The sequence below is a fragment of the Niallia sp. FSL W8-0635 genome (assembly GCF_038007965.1).
Classification (GTDB): Bacteria; Bacillota; Bacilli; order Bacillales; family Cytobacillaceae; genus Niallia.
On sequence record NZ_JBBOYD010000001.1, the window covers coordinates 338,895 to 355,269 of the forward strand.

Genomic DNA, 16,375 nt, shown 5'->3' on the forward strand with positions numbered 1-16,375 from the left:
AAGAGAATGGACAGGGAAAATATTAGTTTGAAAAAATATTTGTGACAAGATTGTGGACATAGATTTTGATAATGGCATCTGCTATAATAAAAAGGTTGATAAAATCTTGGACATACGGGAAACATAAGAATAGAAAAAAAGAAAAATGGAAAAATTATACTTACGTTTTTTGTCACAAATAATAGCTTCGAGATATGATATCATCATACAGGTAGTAATAATCGCTATTTTACCTATGTAATATGAATGTTCTATGTCTAAAAATCGAACATTCTGTGAATAATTTAACATTTGAAATTAAACGGAAGGAGCTGTACAAATGAAGTCGAAAAAGGGAATTTTGGTTTCACTTTTAGCAGTTGTACCATTATTTATTTTAAGTGGTTGTGAATCTATGGTTGTATTTGATCCACAAGGTCCTGTTGCTAGAAGTATTACAGACTTGATTAACTGGTCTATTGTATTAATGGCGTTTGTTTGTCTAGTAGTTTTTGCACTATTTGGTTACATAGTTTGGAAATATCGTGCAACAAAAGATAATGCTGACTATGAGCCAGATGAACATGGAAGCACAAAGCTTGAGATTGTATGGACTGTAATCCCATTCTTAATTATTATTGCACTAACAATTCCGACTGTAAAAACAATTTATGCATTAGAGGAGATTCCAGAGGATTATAAAGATCAGGATCCTATTGTAATTAATGTTACTTCTGCAGATTGGAAGTGGATTTTTAGTTATCCAGAAGAAGGAATTGAAACAGTCAATTATGTAAATATTCCTGCTGGTGTACCAGTTGAGTTTAAATTAACTTCTGCTGGAACAATGCAATCATTCTGGATTCCTGCATTAGCTGGTCAGAAGTACACAATGTATGGGGCTGAAACAGATCTTTATGTTGTGGCTGATAATCCAGGTAATTATGAGGGACAAAATACAAGCTTTAACGGTAAAGGCTATGCGGAGATGAAGTTTGATGTCGAAGCAAAAACTTTAGCGGACTATGATAAATGGGTAGATGAAGTAAAAGAAACTGCCCCTGAGTTAACGGAAGAAAAATATAAAGAAATTATTAAGCCTACACACTTAGGCCGTATGACTTTCTCTAATACTCATTTAGAGTGGATTGATCATGGTAAAGGTGGAGACTCAAACTATTATTTAAATCCTGATTTATATCGAGTTCATGGATATCCAGGTAGAACTTTTGAAAAGAACCAAGAGTCAGACGGGGGTGAAAAGGATGCACATTGAGTGGAAAGATATCGTTATTACTGGTGACCCCCTTATATTATCTGCTCAAATAGGTATTACTTTGACAATGCTTGCAATCGTTGTTGGTGTTACTTATTTTAAGAAGTGGCAATATTTATGGGATGAATGGATCACAACGGTTGATCACAAAAAAATCGGTATTATGTATATTATCGTAGCTGTATTAATGTTCTTCCGTGGAGGAGTAGACGGTTTGATGATGAAATATCAAACATCGGCTCCTGAAATGGATTTCTTAGATGCACAGCATTATAATGAAGTATTTACAACACATGGTGTTATCATGATTCTTTTCATGGCGATGCCAGCATTAATCGGATTAATGAACGTAGTTATTCCTTTACAAATTGGTGCACGTGACGTTGCGTTCCCACAATTGAATGCATTAAGCTTCTGGTTAACATTTAGTGGTGCAATGTTATTCAATATTTCTTTCGTAATAGGTGGATCTCCTGATGCAGGATGGACATCCTATTTCCCTCTAGCCGGGAAAGAGTTTACACCAGGAGTTGGGAACAACTTCTATGCAATTGGTCTGCAAATTGCAGGTATTGGTACGCTGATGACGGGTATTAACTTTATTGTTACCATCCTGAAAATGCGTGCTAAAGGGATGACCTTAATGAAGATGCCAATGTTTACGTGGACTTCATTAATTACAAACGTTATTATTGTGTTTGCATTCCCAATCTTAACTGTTGCATTAGCATTAATGACATTTGACCGTTTATTCGGAACACATTTCTTCACGATTTCTGGTGGAGGAAATGCGATGTTATGGAATAACCTATTCTGGTTATGGGGACATCCTGAGGTGTATATCGTAATCTTGCCTGCTTTCGGTATGTTCTCAGAAATAATTGCGACATTCTCGAAAAAACGCCTATATGGTTATAATTCAATGATTGTTTCTATTATCGGTATTGCTTTATTAAGTTTCGTTGTTTGGGTTCACCATTTCTATACAATGGGATCTGGACCAGTTGTAAACTCTGTATTCTCAATCACGACCATGTTAATCGCAGTTCCAACTGGGGTTAAAATATTCAACTGGTTATTTACAATGAGAAAAGGTCGAATTCAATTTACAACGGCAATGCTATGGTCTCTTGCATTTATTCCAACCTTTACTATTGGTGGGGTAACTGGAGTAATGCTTGCAATGGCTGCAGCAGACTATCAATATCATAATACATTATTCTTAGTAGCTCATTTCCACTATGTATTAATACCAGGTGTTGTATATGCAGTATTTGCTGGTTTCTATTACTGGTGGCCAAAAATGTTCGGTTATGCTTTAAACGAACGCTTAGGAAAATGGCATTTCTGGTTATTTAATATTGGTTTTAACGTAACGTTTATGCCAATGTTCTTCTTAGGATTAAAAGGTGCAGTAAGACGTGCTTATACTTTCTCTGCGGAATCTGGATTTGCGCCATTGTTCATGCTATCTGCAATCGGATCTCTTATTCTTGCTGCAGGATTTGCGGTACTTGTTTATAACATTTACTATAGTACTCGTTATGCAAGTAGAGAGAATTCAACGGATCCATGGGATGCAAGAACATTAGAGTGGCATACAGCTTCTCCGGTTCAGCCTTATAACTTCGCTATCACTCCAGAAGTAAAAGCATTAGATGCATTCTGGTATATGAAGAAAAATAAAGAAGGCCTAGTCTTAAAAGAAGAAGAGTTAGAAGAAATACACATGCCAAGCAATTCTGGACTTCCATTCTTTATGTGTGTTGTATTTGGTATAGTTGGTTTCTTCCTAGTATTTGAATGGTTTATTCCAGCTGCAATTTGTAGCTTAGGTATTTTTGTTGGCTTAATAATTCGTTCCTTTGATTATAACGAAGGTTACCATATTAAACTTGATGTTATTAAGAAAACGGAACGCGCATGGAGAGGTGAGAAATAATGGCAAAAGTCGATAAGTCCTTACCACTAGAATATCAGACAGAGCAAAGTCGCTTAAATATTCTAGGCTTCTGGATTTTCCTTGGTGCGGAGGTTGTATTATTCGCTACCTTGTTTGCAGCCTATGGATCTTTAAAGGATAACTTTGCAGGCGGACCTACTCCAGCTGAATTATTTAAATTAAAAGATGTAATGATTGAAACACTTTTACTACTAACAAGTAGTTTCACTTGTGGTATTGCAATATGGTATATGCGTCGCCAAAATTTAAAAGGATTATTAACTTGGTTAATTATCACTTTAGCATTAGGTGCAGGTTTCGTATTTGTAGAAGTAAATGAATTTATTCATTATGTTCATGAAGGAGCAACAATGCAAACTAGTGCATTCCTTTCCTCGTTCTTTGTATTGCTTGGAACGCATGGATTGCACGTTTCCTTAGGTATTGGCTGGGCAATATTAATTATTATTCAATTAATTAAGCATGGCTTAACACCAACAACAGCTCGTAAGACATTTATTATAAGTTTATACTGGCACTTCTTAGACGTTGTGTGGATTTTCATCTTCACATTCGTTTATCTTGCTAGAATGGGAGGGTAATAAAAGATGGCAAAAAATCATGAAAATGAAAAGTTTCCAATTAGTCATATTGCAGGTTTTATTGTTTCTTTATTACTTACCTTCGCAGCTGTAGGAGCTAAGTTATATACAGATCTTCCAATGGTAACTGTAATGTGGATTATCGGAGCATTAGCTGTTATTCAAGCAATTCTTCAACTGTTTATGTTTATGCATCTAACAGAAGGAGAAGGGCAAGTACAGACTATTAACATCATTTATGCTTTCTTCTGCGCTATTGTAGTAGCAGGAGGAACTATTTGGGTAATGACATCAGGACATGTACATTACTAATACAAAGAGATTCCAATTGAAAGAAGCCTCCGTTCGGAGGCTTCTTTTTTTCATACGAAAAGTAAGGAGAGGGTTATTTAAAAGCAAGATATACCTAATTCCTTTACTTATGATAAAATCTATTATTTTGTAGAGGGCACTCTCCATGGGACACAGTACCCTTTAATCAACTAATTTGTAGAGTGATTATATTTTTGATGGTAAGGCATGTCAAAATAACTAGGTAATCAGCATCGTTTTTTAAAAATTATAGGATAAATCTATTTGGTCTTTGAAAAAGCATTGACGAGATGGAAAAAGATGATAAAATAAAAGAATAATCTAATTGATAATGAAAATCATTTACGACTAAGTTGGGAGTGAGAGGAGAGAGTAATATTACTCAATAACACGATGAAAATAAGACACTTAAGTATATTGTTAATAGTATTATCTATCATCTCTCTATTTATAGGAGTTATTGATATTCATCCGAAAAATATTTTTCATTTAACTGCAGAACAAAAAGAAATTCTCTTAATTAGCAGATTTCCACGATTGATCAGTATTATCATTGCTGGCGTTAGCTTAAGTATTTGTGGATTGATTATGCAGCAAATATCGAGAAATAAATTTGTTTCTCCTACAACGGCTGGAACAATGGATTGGGCGAGGCTAGGGATATTAGTAGCACTTATGCTCTTTACGGGAGAGAGTCCTCTTATAAAAATGTTAATCGCATTCGTATTTGCTCTTGGTGGAACATTCCTGTTTATGAAAATACTTAATATGATTAAATTTAAGGATGCAATCTTTATTCCTTTAATTGGTCTAATGCTTGGAAATATTGTTAGTTCGATTACTACTTTTTTTGCAATGAAATACGATTTAATTCAAAATATGTCCTCATGGTTGCAAGGAGATTTTTCTTTAATCATGGAAGGGAGATATGAGCTTCTTTACATAAGTATTCCGGTAGTAATTATTGCATACTTATATGCCAATAAATTTACGATTGCAGGAATGGGCGAGGATTTTTCAATTAATCTTGGTCTTAATCATAAAAGAGTAGTGAATATAGGGTTAATCATCGTAGCGTTAGTATCTTCTGTTGTATTGCTAACAGTGGGAATGATTCCTTTTCTTGGGTTGATTATTCCGAATATTGTCTCATTGTATCGAGGAGATAACTTGAAAAATAGCTTAACACATACGGCATTACTCGGTGCAGTATTTGTATTATTCTGTGATATTCTTGGAAGAGTAATTATTTATCCATATGAAATTTCGATTGGTGTGATGGTGGGAGTCATCGGTAGTGGAATCTTTCTGTATTTACTTTTAAGGAGAAAGCCATATGAAGCAGCCTAAGATAAAACTTATTGTATTAGCAGTTCTAGCACTTACTTTAATTGCCATATTCATGCTAATCAAAGTCAGTAGCAATAATTGGGAATATGTTATTCCACGTAGAGCACTGAAAATTGTTGCCATTCTATTAACAGGTGGTTGCATTGCCTTTACTTCGATGGTATTCCAAACAATTACAAATAACCGAATTTTAACACCAAGTATTTTAGGTTTAGACTCCCTTTATCTATTTATTCAAACGGTTGTTGTCTTCATTTTTGGCTCAAGCACGATGACTATTATGAATAGCAATATTAACTTCTTGGTGTCCGTTGTATTAATGGTTCTTTTCTCTAGTATTCTTTACAAGCTATTCTTTAATAGAGAAGACCAAAACATTTTATTATTGCTGTTAATCGGAATTGTAATGGGAAGCTTTTTCTCTAGTGTCTCATCCTTTATGCAAGTATTAATTGATCCGAATGAGTTTCTTATTATTCAAGATAAAATGTTTGCAAGTTTTAATAATGTAAATACCAATATTTTAACGATTAGTATTATTATTGTAGCGGTTGTGTCCATCTATGTTACAAGATATAGTCGCTTCTTTGATGTCATGTCTTTAGGTAGAGATCAGGCCATTAACTTAGGAATTGACTATGAGAAGGTAGTGCGCAATATGTTAATTGTGGTGTCAATCCTTGTGTCTGTTTCAACGGCATTAGTTGGGCCGATTACCTTTCTTGGGTTATTAGTTGTCAACTTAGCTCGTGAGTTTTTAAAAACATATAAGCATAGTACATTGATTACTGGATCCATTCTATTGAGTATTATTTCTTTAGTTGGTGGTTTACTGATTGTAGAACGAGTATTTACATTTTCAACGACTATCAGTGTGATAATTAACTTTGTAGGTGGAGTGTATTTTATCTATCTATTACTAAAGGAGAGAAGAGCATGGTAGAGGTAAAGAATGTTACGAAACAATATGGTGGAAAAAAGGTGCTGGATAATGTTTCTCTTTCTGTAGAGAAAGGAAAAATCACTTCTTTTATTGGACCAAATGGTGCCGGGAAAAGTACATTGCTTTCGATTATAAGTCGCTTAATTAAAGCAGACAATGGAGATGTCATTATTGATGGACAGCATATTGATAAGGCAAAAAGCAATGACCTTGCAAAGAAAATTTCTATTTTGAAACAAGCAAACCATATAAATCTTCGTTTAACAATAAGAGAGCTTGTAGGCTTTGGAAGATTTCCTTATTCACAAGGAAAGCTAACAGATTTAGATGAAAAAATGGTAGATGAAGCAATAAAATATATGGAATTAGAGGATATGCAGCATAAATATTTAGATCAGCTAAGCGGTGGACAAAAGCAAAGAGCCTATATTGCAATGGTAATTGCCCAAGATACAGAATATATCCTTTTGGATGAACCACTAAATAATTTAGATATGAAGCACTCTGTGCAAATTATGAAAGTTCTAAGAAGATTAGTAGAAGAGCTTGGAAAAACAGTAGTAATTGTTATCCATGATATTAACTTTGCCTCTGTTTACTCCGATAATATTGTAGCATTAAAGCATGGCAAAATTGTGAATGATGGTCCAGCTAAAAAAATTATCAATCAAAAAGTATTGAAAAACATTTATGAAATGGATATGCAAATTGAGGAAATTAATAATCAACGAATATGTGTTTATTTTGCATAGAAAGAGTAATTTTGACTATTGATAAATGATTGGTTCATTGTAGAAAAGAAGCTAATGGTGGAAGAAAAATAGAAAGGGGGCAGTGTAATTATGGCTGACTTAACTAAGTCCCTTCGCCAGAAGAAACCATAATAACACTACCGTTAGTATTAGCAAAATTCCTGAAACATTCTAGGAAAATGAAGAAGGAAAAATGCTAATAATACCTTATCATAGGGTATTCTGTCTTTAAATGCAATGTATTCAATTTAATTTATATATATTAAATTTATAGAGGTGTTTATCAGATGAAGAAAAAACTTTCCCTATTATTATTAACATTCGTTCTTGCAGTATTAGCTGCATGTGGCAATACAGAAAAATCAAATGCGGAAGCAGATTCAAGTAAAGCTAGCGAAAAGCCAGCAGAAATTAAAGTAACCCATGAATTAGGGGAAGACACAGTTCCAGTTAATCCTAAGAAAGTTGTAGCTTTTGATTTTGGAATTCTAGATACATTAGATAAATTAGGAATAGAAGTAGCTGGTGTTCCACAGGCTAATATTCCTCCATATCTTTCTAAATATGAAGATTCAAAATATGCAAATGTAGGAAGCTTAAAAGAACCAGATTTTGAAGCTATTAGTGAATTGGCACCAGATGTTATTTTTATCTCTGGAAGACAGTCAGCTGCTTATGAAGAATTGAAAAAAATTGCTCCAACGGTATATGTGGGAGTTGATACACCAGATTATATGAATTCATTTAAGCATAATATGAATCTTATTGGCGACATTTTTGATAAGAAACAAGAAGTTGCAGATGAACTAGCAAAAATTGATGAAGATATTGCTACTATTAATGAAAAAGCAAAAACTATAGATGGTAAATCATTAATCGTATTAGTAAATGACGGCAGCTTAAGTGCTTACGGCAAAAACTCTCGATTCGGGATTATTCATGATGTATTTGGCTTAGCTCCTGCAGATGAAAATATTGAAGCTTCTACACATGGACAAAAGGTTACATTTGAATATCTAGCAGAAAAAAATCCAGCTTACTTATTTGTCATTGATAGAGGAGCAGTTGTCGGTGGAGAATCTTCAGGTGAGAAGACACTTGATAATAAATTAGTAAACGGCATTGATGCAGCTAAAAATGATCATATTGTCTATCTTGATCCAAGCTACTGGTACTTATCAGGCGGCGGACTACTATCAACAAGCGAAATGGTAAAAGAAATTTTAGATGCAATTTCAGAATAATAAAGAAGAAAAAAGAATCCAGTAAGTAGCTGTTACTTGCTGGATTCTTTTTTTTGGTAGGTATCCATGAAATAATTTTAAATTAGTAGAAAAATTTTGGGCTATTTTCAAAAGATAAAAATACTAGTAGATAGTTGCTTTTTTACCAACTTCCATCCAAAATAAAAGAAGATGGGAAGATTTCATCGAATGAGGAGGACCTTTATTTTATGACGATTAGATTTGGAATCATTGGAACGAATTGGATTACAGAATCTTTTATTGAGGCAGCTAGTGAAATAGCAGACTTTCAATTAACAGCGGTATATTCTAGAACGGAAGATAAAGCGAAAGCGTTTGCGGATAAGTATCAAGCAGATTATACATACACAGATTTAGATGAAATGGCAAAAAGTGATGCAATCGATGCTGTATATATTGCTAGTCCTAATGCCTATCATGCAGAACATGCTATTCTTTTCTTGAAAAATAAAAAGCATGTTCTAACGGAAAAAGCGATGGCTTCAAATGCAAATGAAGTGGAACAAATGATTAAAGCGGCGAAGGAAAATAACGTCTTATTAATGGAGGCGCTTAAAACAACTTTTCTACCAAACTTTCAAGTCATCCAAGAAAATTTACATAAAGTCGGAAAAATCCGCCGCGCCTTTGTAAGTTATTGTCAGTATTCTTCTCGGTATGATGCCTATAAAGAAGGCACTGTATTAAATGCATTTAAACCCGAATTATCGAACGGATCACTGATGGATATTGGTGTTTACTGTCTATACCCAATGGTGCTTCTTTTTGGAAAGCCAGAAGAAGTAAAAGCAACTAGCTTCTTATTGGAAACTGGGGTAGATGGAGAAGGAAGTATTATCATGCGTTATCCAGATATGGATGTTATTTTAATGTATTCAAAAATAACCAACTCCTATATTCCATCCGAAATTCAAGGGGAAGAAGGAAACTTATTAATTCAACAATTCAGCACTCCTACAAAGGTAGAATTTATTCCGCGTAAAGGAGAAACAGAGGATCTGACGGTTTCGCAAAAGACAGCTTCTATGTATTATGAGGCGAAGGAATTTATTGAATTGATTAAAGTGGGGAAAATAGAATCTTCCGTGAATTCTTATGACGTTTCTTTAACGGTCATGGAAATTATGGACGAGGTAAGAAAGCAAACAGGAGTTGTTTTTCCAGCAGATAAACAGTAAATAAGCAAATAAATCTAGTCATTCATAAGGAGAGAAGATTCATGACATTATATGGTGCGATTGAAGCAGGCGGAACAAAATTTGTCTGTGCAGTAGGAGATGCAAAAGGGGAAATTAAAGAACGAATTTCCATTCCAACGACGACCCCTGAAGAAACAATGCCAGAGGTTATTGCTTTTTTTAAAAGGTTTCCTATTGAAGCAATAGGGATTGGATCTTTTGGTCCAATAGATGTCGATAAAAATAGTCCTACTTATGGAAATATCACAACTACGCCTAAACTAGCTTGGAAGGACTATTCATTATTAAAAGCAATAGAAGATGAATTTTCTGTTCCAACTGGTTTTAATACAGATGTAAATGTTGCTGCATTAGGAGAGGCGAAGCTCGGTGCAGCTAAAGGTGTAGATAATTGTTTATATATTACCATTGGTACAGGGATTGGTGCTGGTGCGTATGTTAATGGCGAATTATTGCAAGGGTTGACACATCCAGAAATGGGACATATTTTAGTCAGAAGACATTCAGAAGATACGTACAAAGGCAGATGCCCATACCATGCTGATTGTTTAGAAGGCTTAGCTGCTGGACCAGCAATTGAAGAAAGATGGGGCGAGAAGGCTATTCATTTAAGTGCCAAGGAAAATGTATGGGAAATGGAAGGCTATTATATTGCACAGGCACTAATGCAATATATCCTTATTCTATCCCCCAAAAAAATCATCCTTGGCGGAGGCGTTATGAATCAGGAGCATGTGTTAACACATGTATATCGCCATTTAAGCGAACTTTTAAATGGCTATGTTTCCTATCCAGAAGTTCAAGACAAGATGAATGAATACATTGTTAGACCAGGATTAGGGGATAATGCTGGTATCACAGGAGGCCTTCTCCTAGCAGAAAAAGTATTGGAAGAAAGTAAGGCAGAAGTTAATTAAATAAGTTAATTTAGTAGACCATTTAAAGGAGGAGAATCTTTTAGATGGTCTTTTTTGTGTCAATGTGCAAATGTCTCTTTTAAAATATGAACGAACTATTTCCTAACCTTTAACAATCCATTAAATAGGAAGGTAAGCTATTGCTTCTATTAGTAAAAGCGGCTTTAATTAGTAAAAAGCAGATAAAATAGGAGAGTACTTATGGATATTTTAGTAATAGAGGATAATGAAAGTGTTTGTTCCATGCTGGAAATGTTTTTTATGAAGGAGGGCTTTCAGGTAACCTTTATTTCTAACGGTTTGGAAGGATATAAACATGTAACGCAAAATAAATATGATATGATTATTTTAGACTGGATGCTTCCAGATTTAGATGGTATAACAGTTTGTCGCAAAATAAGAGAAACAGATAAAGAGACACCTATTATTATGTTAACAGCAAAGGATGGGGAATCAGATCAAGTACTTGGGCTAGAAATGGGAGCAGATGATTATGTTACAAAGCCCTTTAGTCCGCTAGCCTTAATTGCAAGAATAAAGGCAATTTGGAGAAGAAAGTCTAATGAAGAAGATGGAAGCGGAAATGTAATTATTAAAGTAAATAAAGAAACGAGAGAAGTATTGATTGATGATCGACCAGTATTGGGATTAACACCAAAAGAATTTGATTTACTTTCATTCTTTGTTCAGCACCCTAAACAAGTGTTTTCCCGAGAACAGATATTACAGCAAGTATGGGGATTTCAGTTTTATGGTGATGATCGTACGGTTGATGTCCATATTAAAAGACTCAGAAGAAAAATTGGAAGAGATAGTCAGCCCTTTTTACATACAGTTTGGGGTGTAGGGTATAAATTCGATGAAACGGTGGTAGTACATGAGAATTAAATACATCTATCAGCAGCTAATAAGTCATTTAAGTGTCATTCTGGTGGCCCTATTAGTCTTAAGCTTGGTTTTTTCCCATTATATAGAGAAATTAGTGTTTTCTATGAAGGCAGATGAATTACAAGGCTATGGTTATAATATTGTTCAAGATGTACAAGGAGCGGATCTATGGTCTGCTTCCACGTATTCAACTTTATTGCGTTATTCCGAAGAACTAAAGGGGACAGGAATAACGATAGGCATATTTAATACACAACGAAACCGGATTTGGTCTTTCGGAAAAGATTTGGATATCAATATTACTACGGCAGAGTGGGACGAAATAAAAGACGGAAGTAGCACGGTTATTAAGCCTAGCACAAGAAGGGGAGATCAAGAGGTAGCACTTGTTGCGATTCCATACTCTGTTAATGATGTTGTTGTGGGTGGAATTATTTTAACATCTCCTCTTGTAGAATCGAAAGAAATGATTCAAGAAATTAATCGGTATTTAATTTATATTCTCTTTTTAGTATTTGGGATTGCTTTATTAATGAGTTTCATTTTTTCACGGGTACATGTAAATCGGATAAAAAGGTTGCAGGAAGCGACAAGCCATGTTGCTGAAGGTGATTATAGTGTAAAAGTATCATCCTCTACTTTTGATGAGATAGGAGAGCTAGGTCAAGACTTTAATCAGATGGTAGATAGACTAAGGGAGTCAAAAGAAGCAATTGATGCGTTAGAAAATCGGCGAAGACAATTTATGTCTGATGTTTCGCATGAATTAAAGACGCCACTAACGACGATAAGCGGCGTGATTGAAGGGTTAAATAATAATCTAATACAAGAAAATGAACGAGAAAAGGGACTCAGATTAATTAGCCAAGAGGCAAAAAGACTTCTTCGGTTAGTAAATGAGAATCTTGATTATGATAAAATCCGTTCCAATCAAATTGTTTTAATGAAGGAATTTATTTCCCTTGAGGAAGTATTGGAAATTATATATGAGCAGCTATCATTCCTAGCGGAGGAAAAATATGTAAAAATTAATGTAGAGGTCGATCATGATGCGGTAATTTATGCAGATTATGATAGGTTAATCCAAATCATTATGAACATTACCAAAAATAGCATTCAGTTTACCGAGAATGGAAGTGTTTGGTTAATTGGTAGAATGGTATCTGACAGAACAATCATTGAGGTAAAAGATACTGGCATTGGAATAGACGCACATGAAATAGAGAACATTTGGAAGAGATTTTATAAAGCAGATATTTCAAGAACAAATAATCCGTATGGAGAATTTGGACTCGGATTATCCATTGTTAAGCAATTAGTTCAATTTCATGAAGGAGAAATTCAAGTAACGAGTGAAAAAGGGAAAGGGACAACCTTTACGATTTCCTTCCCTCTTCCAAAGGAAAAGTAACAAAGCCAACTTTATTTGTATAAAATAGGCTGTGATCATTCAATTTGAGAACTCGTGTAAAAAGAATGGGCTAGCGGAAATTATGTAAATGCAAAAGACTAATTTGTTCCGAAATTCTTCTATGTCTTTTCAAACTTTGTTCATAATTTATTCATATATGCTGGTTACTATGTATGTATAAACAAATTATTAGAGATGAAAACGATAATAAATAATGAAATAAATGTTCGAATTTGGAAATAGGAGGAACAAAAGATGAGTGATTTTGAAAAAAGAAATGAATGGGAGAAAGATCATCCAGGGGAAAAACAGGAGACCCTTGGTGGAGATGATTATTCAGAAAAGAATGAAGTAGAGCAAGCAGCATTAAAGGATGAAGAGCCAATAGCCAAGGAAGAAGTAACGGAAACGGAGCAACCTCCTTTTGGGTCTGTGAATGAGCAAGTTCTAGATAAAGAAGAGATGGAAAAAATTAAAGCTACAGAACAAGCAGTAGCAAGCTCTTTTGAAGAAGAAAGAGGAGAACGAGCACAAATGAATAGTCAAAAAGGAACTTCGAAAGCAAAAGGCTTCTTTTCTCTTTTGGCTGCTGGTATCGTTGGTTCAGCGTTAACGTTTTTTACGATTCCGCATACCGACCTTTACAATAACTCCTATGATAAGCTTGAAAAGCAAGTTGCAGAGCTTTCTAATAAGGTTGAAAGTAATAATAGCTCAGGGGCTATTACGGCAAATACAACAACGAATACAGCTACAAGCGATGGAGCGATACCGATTGCGGATATGGTTGAATCTTCATCGAAGGCGATAGTTGGGATTGAAAACCTTCAACAGCAATCAAATCCATTTTCGCAGAACTCCAGTGATATAGAATCAGGATCTGGATCAGGGATTATCTTTAAGAAAGATGATCAATATGCATATATTGTGACAAATAACCATGTAATTGAAGGAGCTAATACGCTAGAAATCTCTCTTTACAATGGGGATAAAACAGAGGCTAAGTTAATTGGCGCAGATGCATTAACTGATTTAGCGGTAGTAAGAATTGATGCCAAATATGCTTCTGATATCATTAATTTTGGTGATTCCTCTACCCTAAGACCTGGCGATCAAGTATGGGCGATTGGGAATCCACTAGGGTTAGAGTTATCTAGAACCGTAACGCAAGGTATTGTAAGTGCAGTAGATCGTAGTATTACAGTAAGTACATCTGCAGGAGATTGGGAATTTAATGTTATTCAAACAGATGCAGCAATTAATCCTGGAAACAGTGGAGGAGCTTTAATTAATTCTTCAGGAGAAGTAATTGGTATAAATAGCTTGAAAATCAGTGATTCTGGTGTGGAAGGATTAGGATTTGCTATTCCAAGTAATGATCTTATTCCAATTGTAAATGAAATTATTGAGAATGGAAAAGTAGAACGTCCTTACCTTGGAGTAGGATTAGCAAGCTTAGAAGAAGTTCCTCGTATGTATTTACAGGACCTTCCAAATGAAGTTTCAGAAGGAGTAATGATTACAAATATTGATTCGAATTCTGCGGCGGCGGAGGCAGGATTAAAGGTCCAAGATGTGATTGTTTCCATCGATGGGAAGAAAATAGCTAATTCAACGGAATTAAGAAAATATCTTTATACAGAAGTGAAAATTGGCGATAAAGTAGAACTAGAAATCTATAGAGATGGTAAATCTCAAAAAGTGGAATTAACACTAACAAGCAACAATACGATCAATTAATCGACAAGTTTCATGTGAAACATTCGAAAGTTGTCGAAAAAATTCCATCTTATTTAATTGTAAGATGGAAATTTTTTAAATCTGTTAATAATTTCGTCATAATTATATGATAATATAGTGTAAGAGTTATAATGGGGGTATGCCTGTTATATCCAAAATTTTGTGCAGAGAGGATTTTAGCTTAATATGAAAAATAAAAAGGTTCTTATTCCTATTTTAGCGGTAGTACTAGTAGCGTTAATCATAGGAGCGGTTTATCTAACACAACGAAGTGAAACGATTGCAACAGTGGACAAGGAAAAAATTACGCAAGAACAATTAAATGAAGAGCTAAATAAGCAATATGGCGCAAGCGTATTAAATACGATGATTTCTAATAAAGTAGTAGACCTTGAAGCTGATAAGGAAAAAGTGAAGGTTACAGATAAAGAAATCAAAGCAGAATTAGACAAAATGGTTGAACAATATGGTGGACAAGACACCTTTAATATGTTGTTAGCTCAAAATGGATTAACAGAAGATGTATTCAAAGAGCAAATTGAGCAAAATCTAAAAGTAACTAAAATTCTTGAGCCATCTATCGAAATCACAGATGACGAGATTAAAACATATTTTGAAGATAATAAAGCAAGCTTTGACACTCCAGAACAAGTGGAAGCAAGTCATATCTTAGTAGAAGATGAAAAGACTGCTAAAGAAGTGAAGAAGAAGATAGACGAAGGTGGAGACTTTGCTGAATTAGCGAAAGAATATTCAACCGACACACAAACCGCTGAGAATGGTGGAGAATTAGGTTATTTCTCTACAGGCCAAATGGTTGAAGCGTTTGATAAAGCTGCATTCGCTATGGAAGTAGATGAAATTAGTGATCCAGTTAAAACAGACTATGGATACCATATTATAAAAGTAACTGGTAAAAAAGAAGCTAAAGAAGCAACATTAGAAGATTCAAAAGAGCAAATTAAAGAAGCGTTATTAGATCAAAAAGTACAAGAGCAAGCTAGCACTTGGTTATCTGAAGCAACTGCAAAATATAAAATCGAGAATAAATTAGAAAAAGACGCTGAGTAAACAAAAAACCAGATGGCAATTGCCATCTGGTTTTTTGTTTACTCTCTATTAATATAGAGGGGTGATATCCACATTGTCAGGTAGCTCAAATGGATTTTTGTTATTAATATGATCGTAAAATAATATTCCATTTAAATGATCTATTTCATGTTGAAAGACAATTGCTTCATAATCCCTCAATTTAATCTTTACTTCTTCCCCTTGAATCGTATAGGCACGAACCGTTATTCTTCGATAGCGAGGGACATAGCCTACGATTGGTCGGTCAATGGAAAGGCAGCCTTCGCTTTCTGGTATATAGGTCATTGTGGTAGAATGACTAATTATTTTTGGGTTTATTAGCATAAATTCCAATGCTTCTCCATTTTCCTGCCTTATATATGCGGCGAACATTCGTTTATTTAAGCCAATTTGGTTAGCGGATAATCCTACACCAGCTCGTAATTGATATTTTTCCGATAGAATAGGATCCTGACTATTTTTCAAGTATTGTAGCATACATTGAAGCTCTTCTTGATCTTCTTTAGTGGGAGGGAATGATACCTCTTTTGTTTTTTCACGAAGGATAGGATCGCCTTCCCTTACTATATCATCCATTGTTATCATATAATCTTTAGTAAATTTACTCATGTAATAATTCATCTCCAGCAAATATGGTATATATGTAAAATAGCAGAAGCTAGTTAGTATGTCTAATCGAAAAACATAGAAAAGGTTAACTTATTTAT

Annotated in this window: 15 protein-coding genes; 14 read left to right on the top strand and 1 reads right to left on the bottom strand. The window is 34.5% G+C overall.

Going from position 1 to position 16,375, the window contains the following annotated elements; all coding sequences use genetic code 11:
• Positions 1–319 precede the first annotated feature (319 nt).
• From qoxA to NYE52_RS01850, 14 genes are all read left to right on the top strand, one after another.
• Positions 320–1,255: a cytochrome aa3 quinol oxidase subunit II gene (gene qoxA / locus NYE52_RS01785; RefSeq protein ID WP_341191502.1), complete on the top strand. Its 936-nt coding sequence runs from the start codon at positions 320–322 to the stop codon at positions 1,253–1,255.
• A complete protein-coding gene (gene qoxB, locus NYE52_RS01790) occupies positions 1,245–3,197 on the top strand; it encodes a cytochrome aa3 quinol oxidase subunit I (protein ID WP_341191503.1) in 1,953 nt (650 codons plus the stop codon). Before qoxA ends, qoxB begins: the two co-directional genes overlap by 11 nt.
• The gene (gene qoxC, locus NYE52_RS01795; protein WP_445669084.1) at positions 3,197–3,799 is read left to right on the top strand and encodes a cytochrome aa3 quinol oxidase subunit III; all 603 of its coding nucleotides are present in this window, start codon (positions 3,197–3,199) and stop codon (positions 3,797–3,799) included. The genes qoxB and qoxC overlap by 1 nt, the downstream gene beginning before the upstream one ends.
• Positions 3,800–3,805: 6 nt before the next feature.
• On the top strand, positions 3,806–4,111 hold the full coding sequence (gene qoxD, locus NYE52_RS01800) for a cytochrome aa3 quinol oxidase subunit IV (RefSeq protein ID WP_047944233.1): 306 nt from the start codon (positions 3,806–3,808) through the stop codon (positions 4,109–4,111).
• Between the two features lie 393 nt (positions 4,112–4,504).
• Complete coding sequence (locus tag NYE52_RS01805; RefSeq protein ID WP_341191504.1) at positions 4,505–5,461, top strand: ABC transporter permease; 957 nt, start codon at positions 4,505–4,507, stop codon at positions 5,459–5,461.
• Positions 5,448–6,404: an iron chelate uptake ABC transporter family permease subunit gene (locus NYE52_RS01810; protein ID WP_341191505.1), complete on the top strand. Its 957-nt coding sequence runs from the start codon at positions 5,448–5,450 to the stop codon at positions 6,402–6,404. The genes NYE52_RS01805 and NYE52_RS01810 overlap by 14 nt, the downstream gene beginning before the upstream one ends.
• A complete protein-coding gene (locus tag NYE52_RS01815; RefSeq protein WP_341191506.1) occupies positions 6,398–7,156 on the top strand; it encodes an iron ABC transporter ATP-binding protein in 759 nt (252 codons plus the stop codon). The genes NYE52_RS01810 and NYE52_RS01815 overlap by 7 nt, the downstream gene beginning before the upstream one ends.
• Before the next feature lie 287 nt (positions 7,157–7,443).
• A complete protein-coding gene (locus tag NYE52_RS01820) occupies positions 7,444–8,400 on the top strand; it encodes a siderophore ABC transporter substrate-binding protein (RefSeq protein ID WP_341191507.1) in 957 nt (318 codons plus the stop codon).
• Between the two features lie 209 nt (positions 8,401–8,609).
• A complete protein-coding gene (locus tag NYE52_RS01825) occupies positions 8,610–9,599 on the top strand; it encodes a Gfo/Idh/MocA family protein (RefSeq protein WP_341191508.1) in 990 nt (329 codons plus the stop codon).
• A gap of 41 nt (positions 9,600–9,640) precedes the next feature.
• On the top strand, positions 9,641–10,537 hold the full coding sequence (locus tag NYE52_RS01830; RefSeq protein WP_341191509.1) for an ROK family protein: 897 nt from the start codon (positions 9,641–9,643) through the stop codon (positions 10,535–10,537).
• A gap of 201 nt (positions 10,538–10,738) precedes the next feature.
• Positions 10,739–11,425, top strand: a complete 687-nt coding sequence (locus NYE52_RS01835) for a response regulator transcription factor (RefSeq protein ID WP_341191510.1) — start codon at positions 10,739–10,741, stop codon at positions 11,423–11,425.
• A complete protein-coding gene (locus NYE52_RS01840; RefSeq protein WP_341191511.1) occupies positions 11,415–12,836 on the top strand; it encodes a sensor histidine kinase in 1,422 nt (473 codons plus the stop codon). The genes NYE52_RS01835 and NYE52_RS01840 overlap by 11 nt, the downstream gene beginning before the upstream one ends.
• A 255-nt stretch (positions 12,837–13,091) precedes the next feature.
• Positions 13,092–14,576 (top strand): S1C family serine protease, encoded by a 1,485-nt coding sequence (locus tag NYE52_RS01845; RefSeq protein ID WP_341191512.1) that lies wholly within the window; start codon positions 13,092–13,094, stop codon positions 14,574–14,576.
• Between the two features lie 186 nt (positions 14,577–14,762).
• The gene (locus tag NYE52_RS01850; protein ID WP_341191513.1) at positions 14,763–15,647 is read left to right on the top strand and encodes a peptidylprolyl isomerase; all 885 of its coding nucleotides are present in this window, start codon (positions 14,763–14,765) and stop codon (positions 15,645–15,647) included.
• 48 nt (positions 15,648–15,695) lie between these two features.
• Here the strand turns inward: NYE52_RS01850 and def are convergent, their stop codons facing one another.
• Positions 15,696–16,277: a peptide deformylase gene (gene def / locus NYE52_RS01855; RefSeq protein ID WP_341191514.1), complete on the bottom strand. Its 582-nt coding sequence runs from the start codon at positions 16,275–16,277 to the stop codon at positions 15,696–15,698.
• Positions 16,278–16,375: the final 98 nt, after the last annotated feature.

Coding starts and splice junctions, on each gene's coding strand:
- qoxA (WP_341191502.1), top strand. CDS start 320: ATGAAGTCGAAAAAGGGAATTTTGGTTTCACTTTTAGCAGTTGTACCA.
- qoxB (WP_341191503.1), top strand. CDS start 1,245: ATGCACATTGAGTGGAAAGATATCGTTATTACTGGTGACCCCCTTATA.
- qoxC (WP_445669084.1), top strand. CDS start 3,197: ATGGCAAAAGTCGATAAGTCCTTACCACTAGAATATCAGACAGAGCAA.
- qoxD (WP_047944233.1), top strand. CDS start 3,806: ATGGCAAAAAATCATGAAAATGAAAAGTTTCCAATTAGTCATATTGCA.
- NYE52_RS01805 (WP_341191504.1), top strand. CDS start 4,505: ATGAAAATAAGACACTTAAGTATATTGTTAATAGTATTATCTATCATC.
- NYE52_RS01810 (WP_341191505.1), top strand. CDS start 5,448: ATGAAGCAGCCTAAGATAAAACTTATTGTATTAGCAGTTCTAGCACTT.
- NYE52_RS01815 (WP_341191506.1), top strand. CDS start 6,398: ATGGTAGAGGTAAAGAATGTTACGAAACAATATGGTGGAAAAAAGGTG.
- NYE52_RS01820 (WP_341191507.1), top strand. CDS start 7,444: ATGAAGAAAAAACTTTCCCTATTATTATTAACATTCGTTCTTGCAGTA.
- NYE52_RS01825 (WP_341191508.1), top strand. CDS start 8,610: ATGACGATTAGATTTGGAATCATTGGAACGAATTGGATTACAGAATCT.
- NYE52_RS01830 (WP_341191509.1), top strand. CDS start 9,641: ATGACATTATATGGTGCGATTGAAGCAGGCGGAACAAAATTTGTCTGT.
- NYE52_RS01835 (WP_341191510.1), top strand. CDS start 10,739: ATGGATATTTTAGTAATAGAGGATAATGAAAGTGTTTGTTCCATGCTG.
- NYE52_RS01840 (WP_341191511.1), top strand. CDS start 11,415: ATGAGAATTAAATACATCTATCAGCAGCTAATAAGTCATTTAAGTGTC.
- NYE52_RS01845 (WP_341191512.1), top strand. CDS start 13,092: ATGAGTGATTTTGAAAAAAGAAATGAATGGGAGAAAGATCATCCAGGG.
- NYE52_RS01850 (WP_341191513.1), top strand. CDS start 14,763: ATGAAAAATAAAAAGGTTCTTATTCCTATTTTAGCGGTAGTACTAGTA.
- def (WP_341191514.1), bottom strand. CDS start 16,277: ATGAGTAAATTTACTAAAGATTATATGATAACAATGGATGATATAGTA.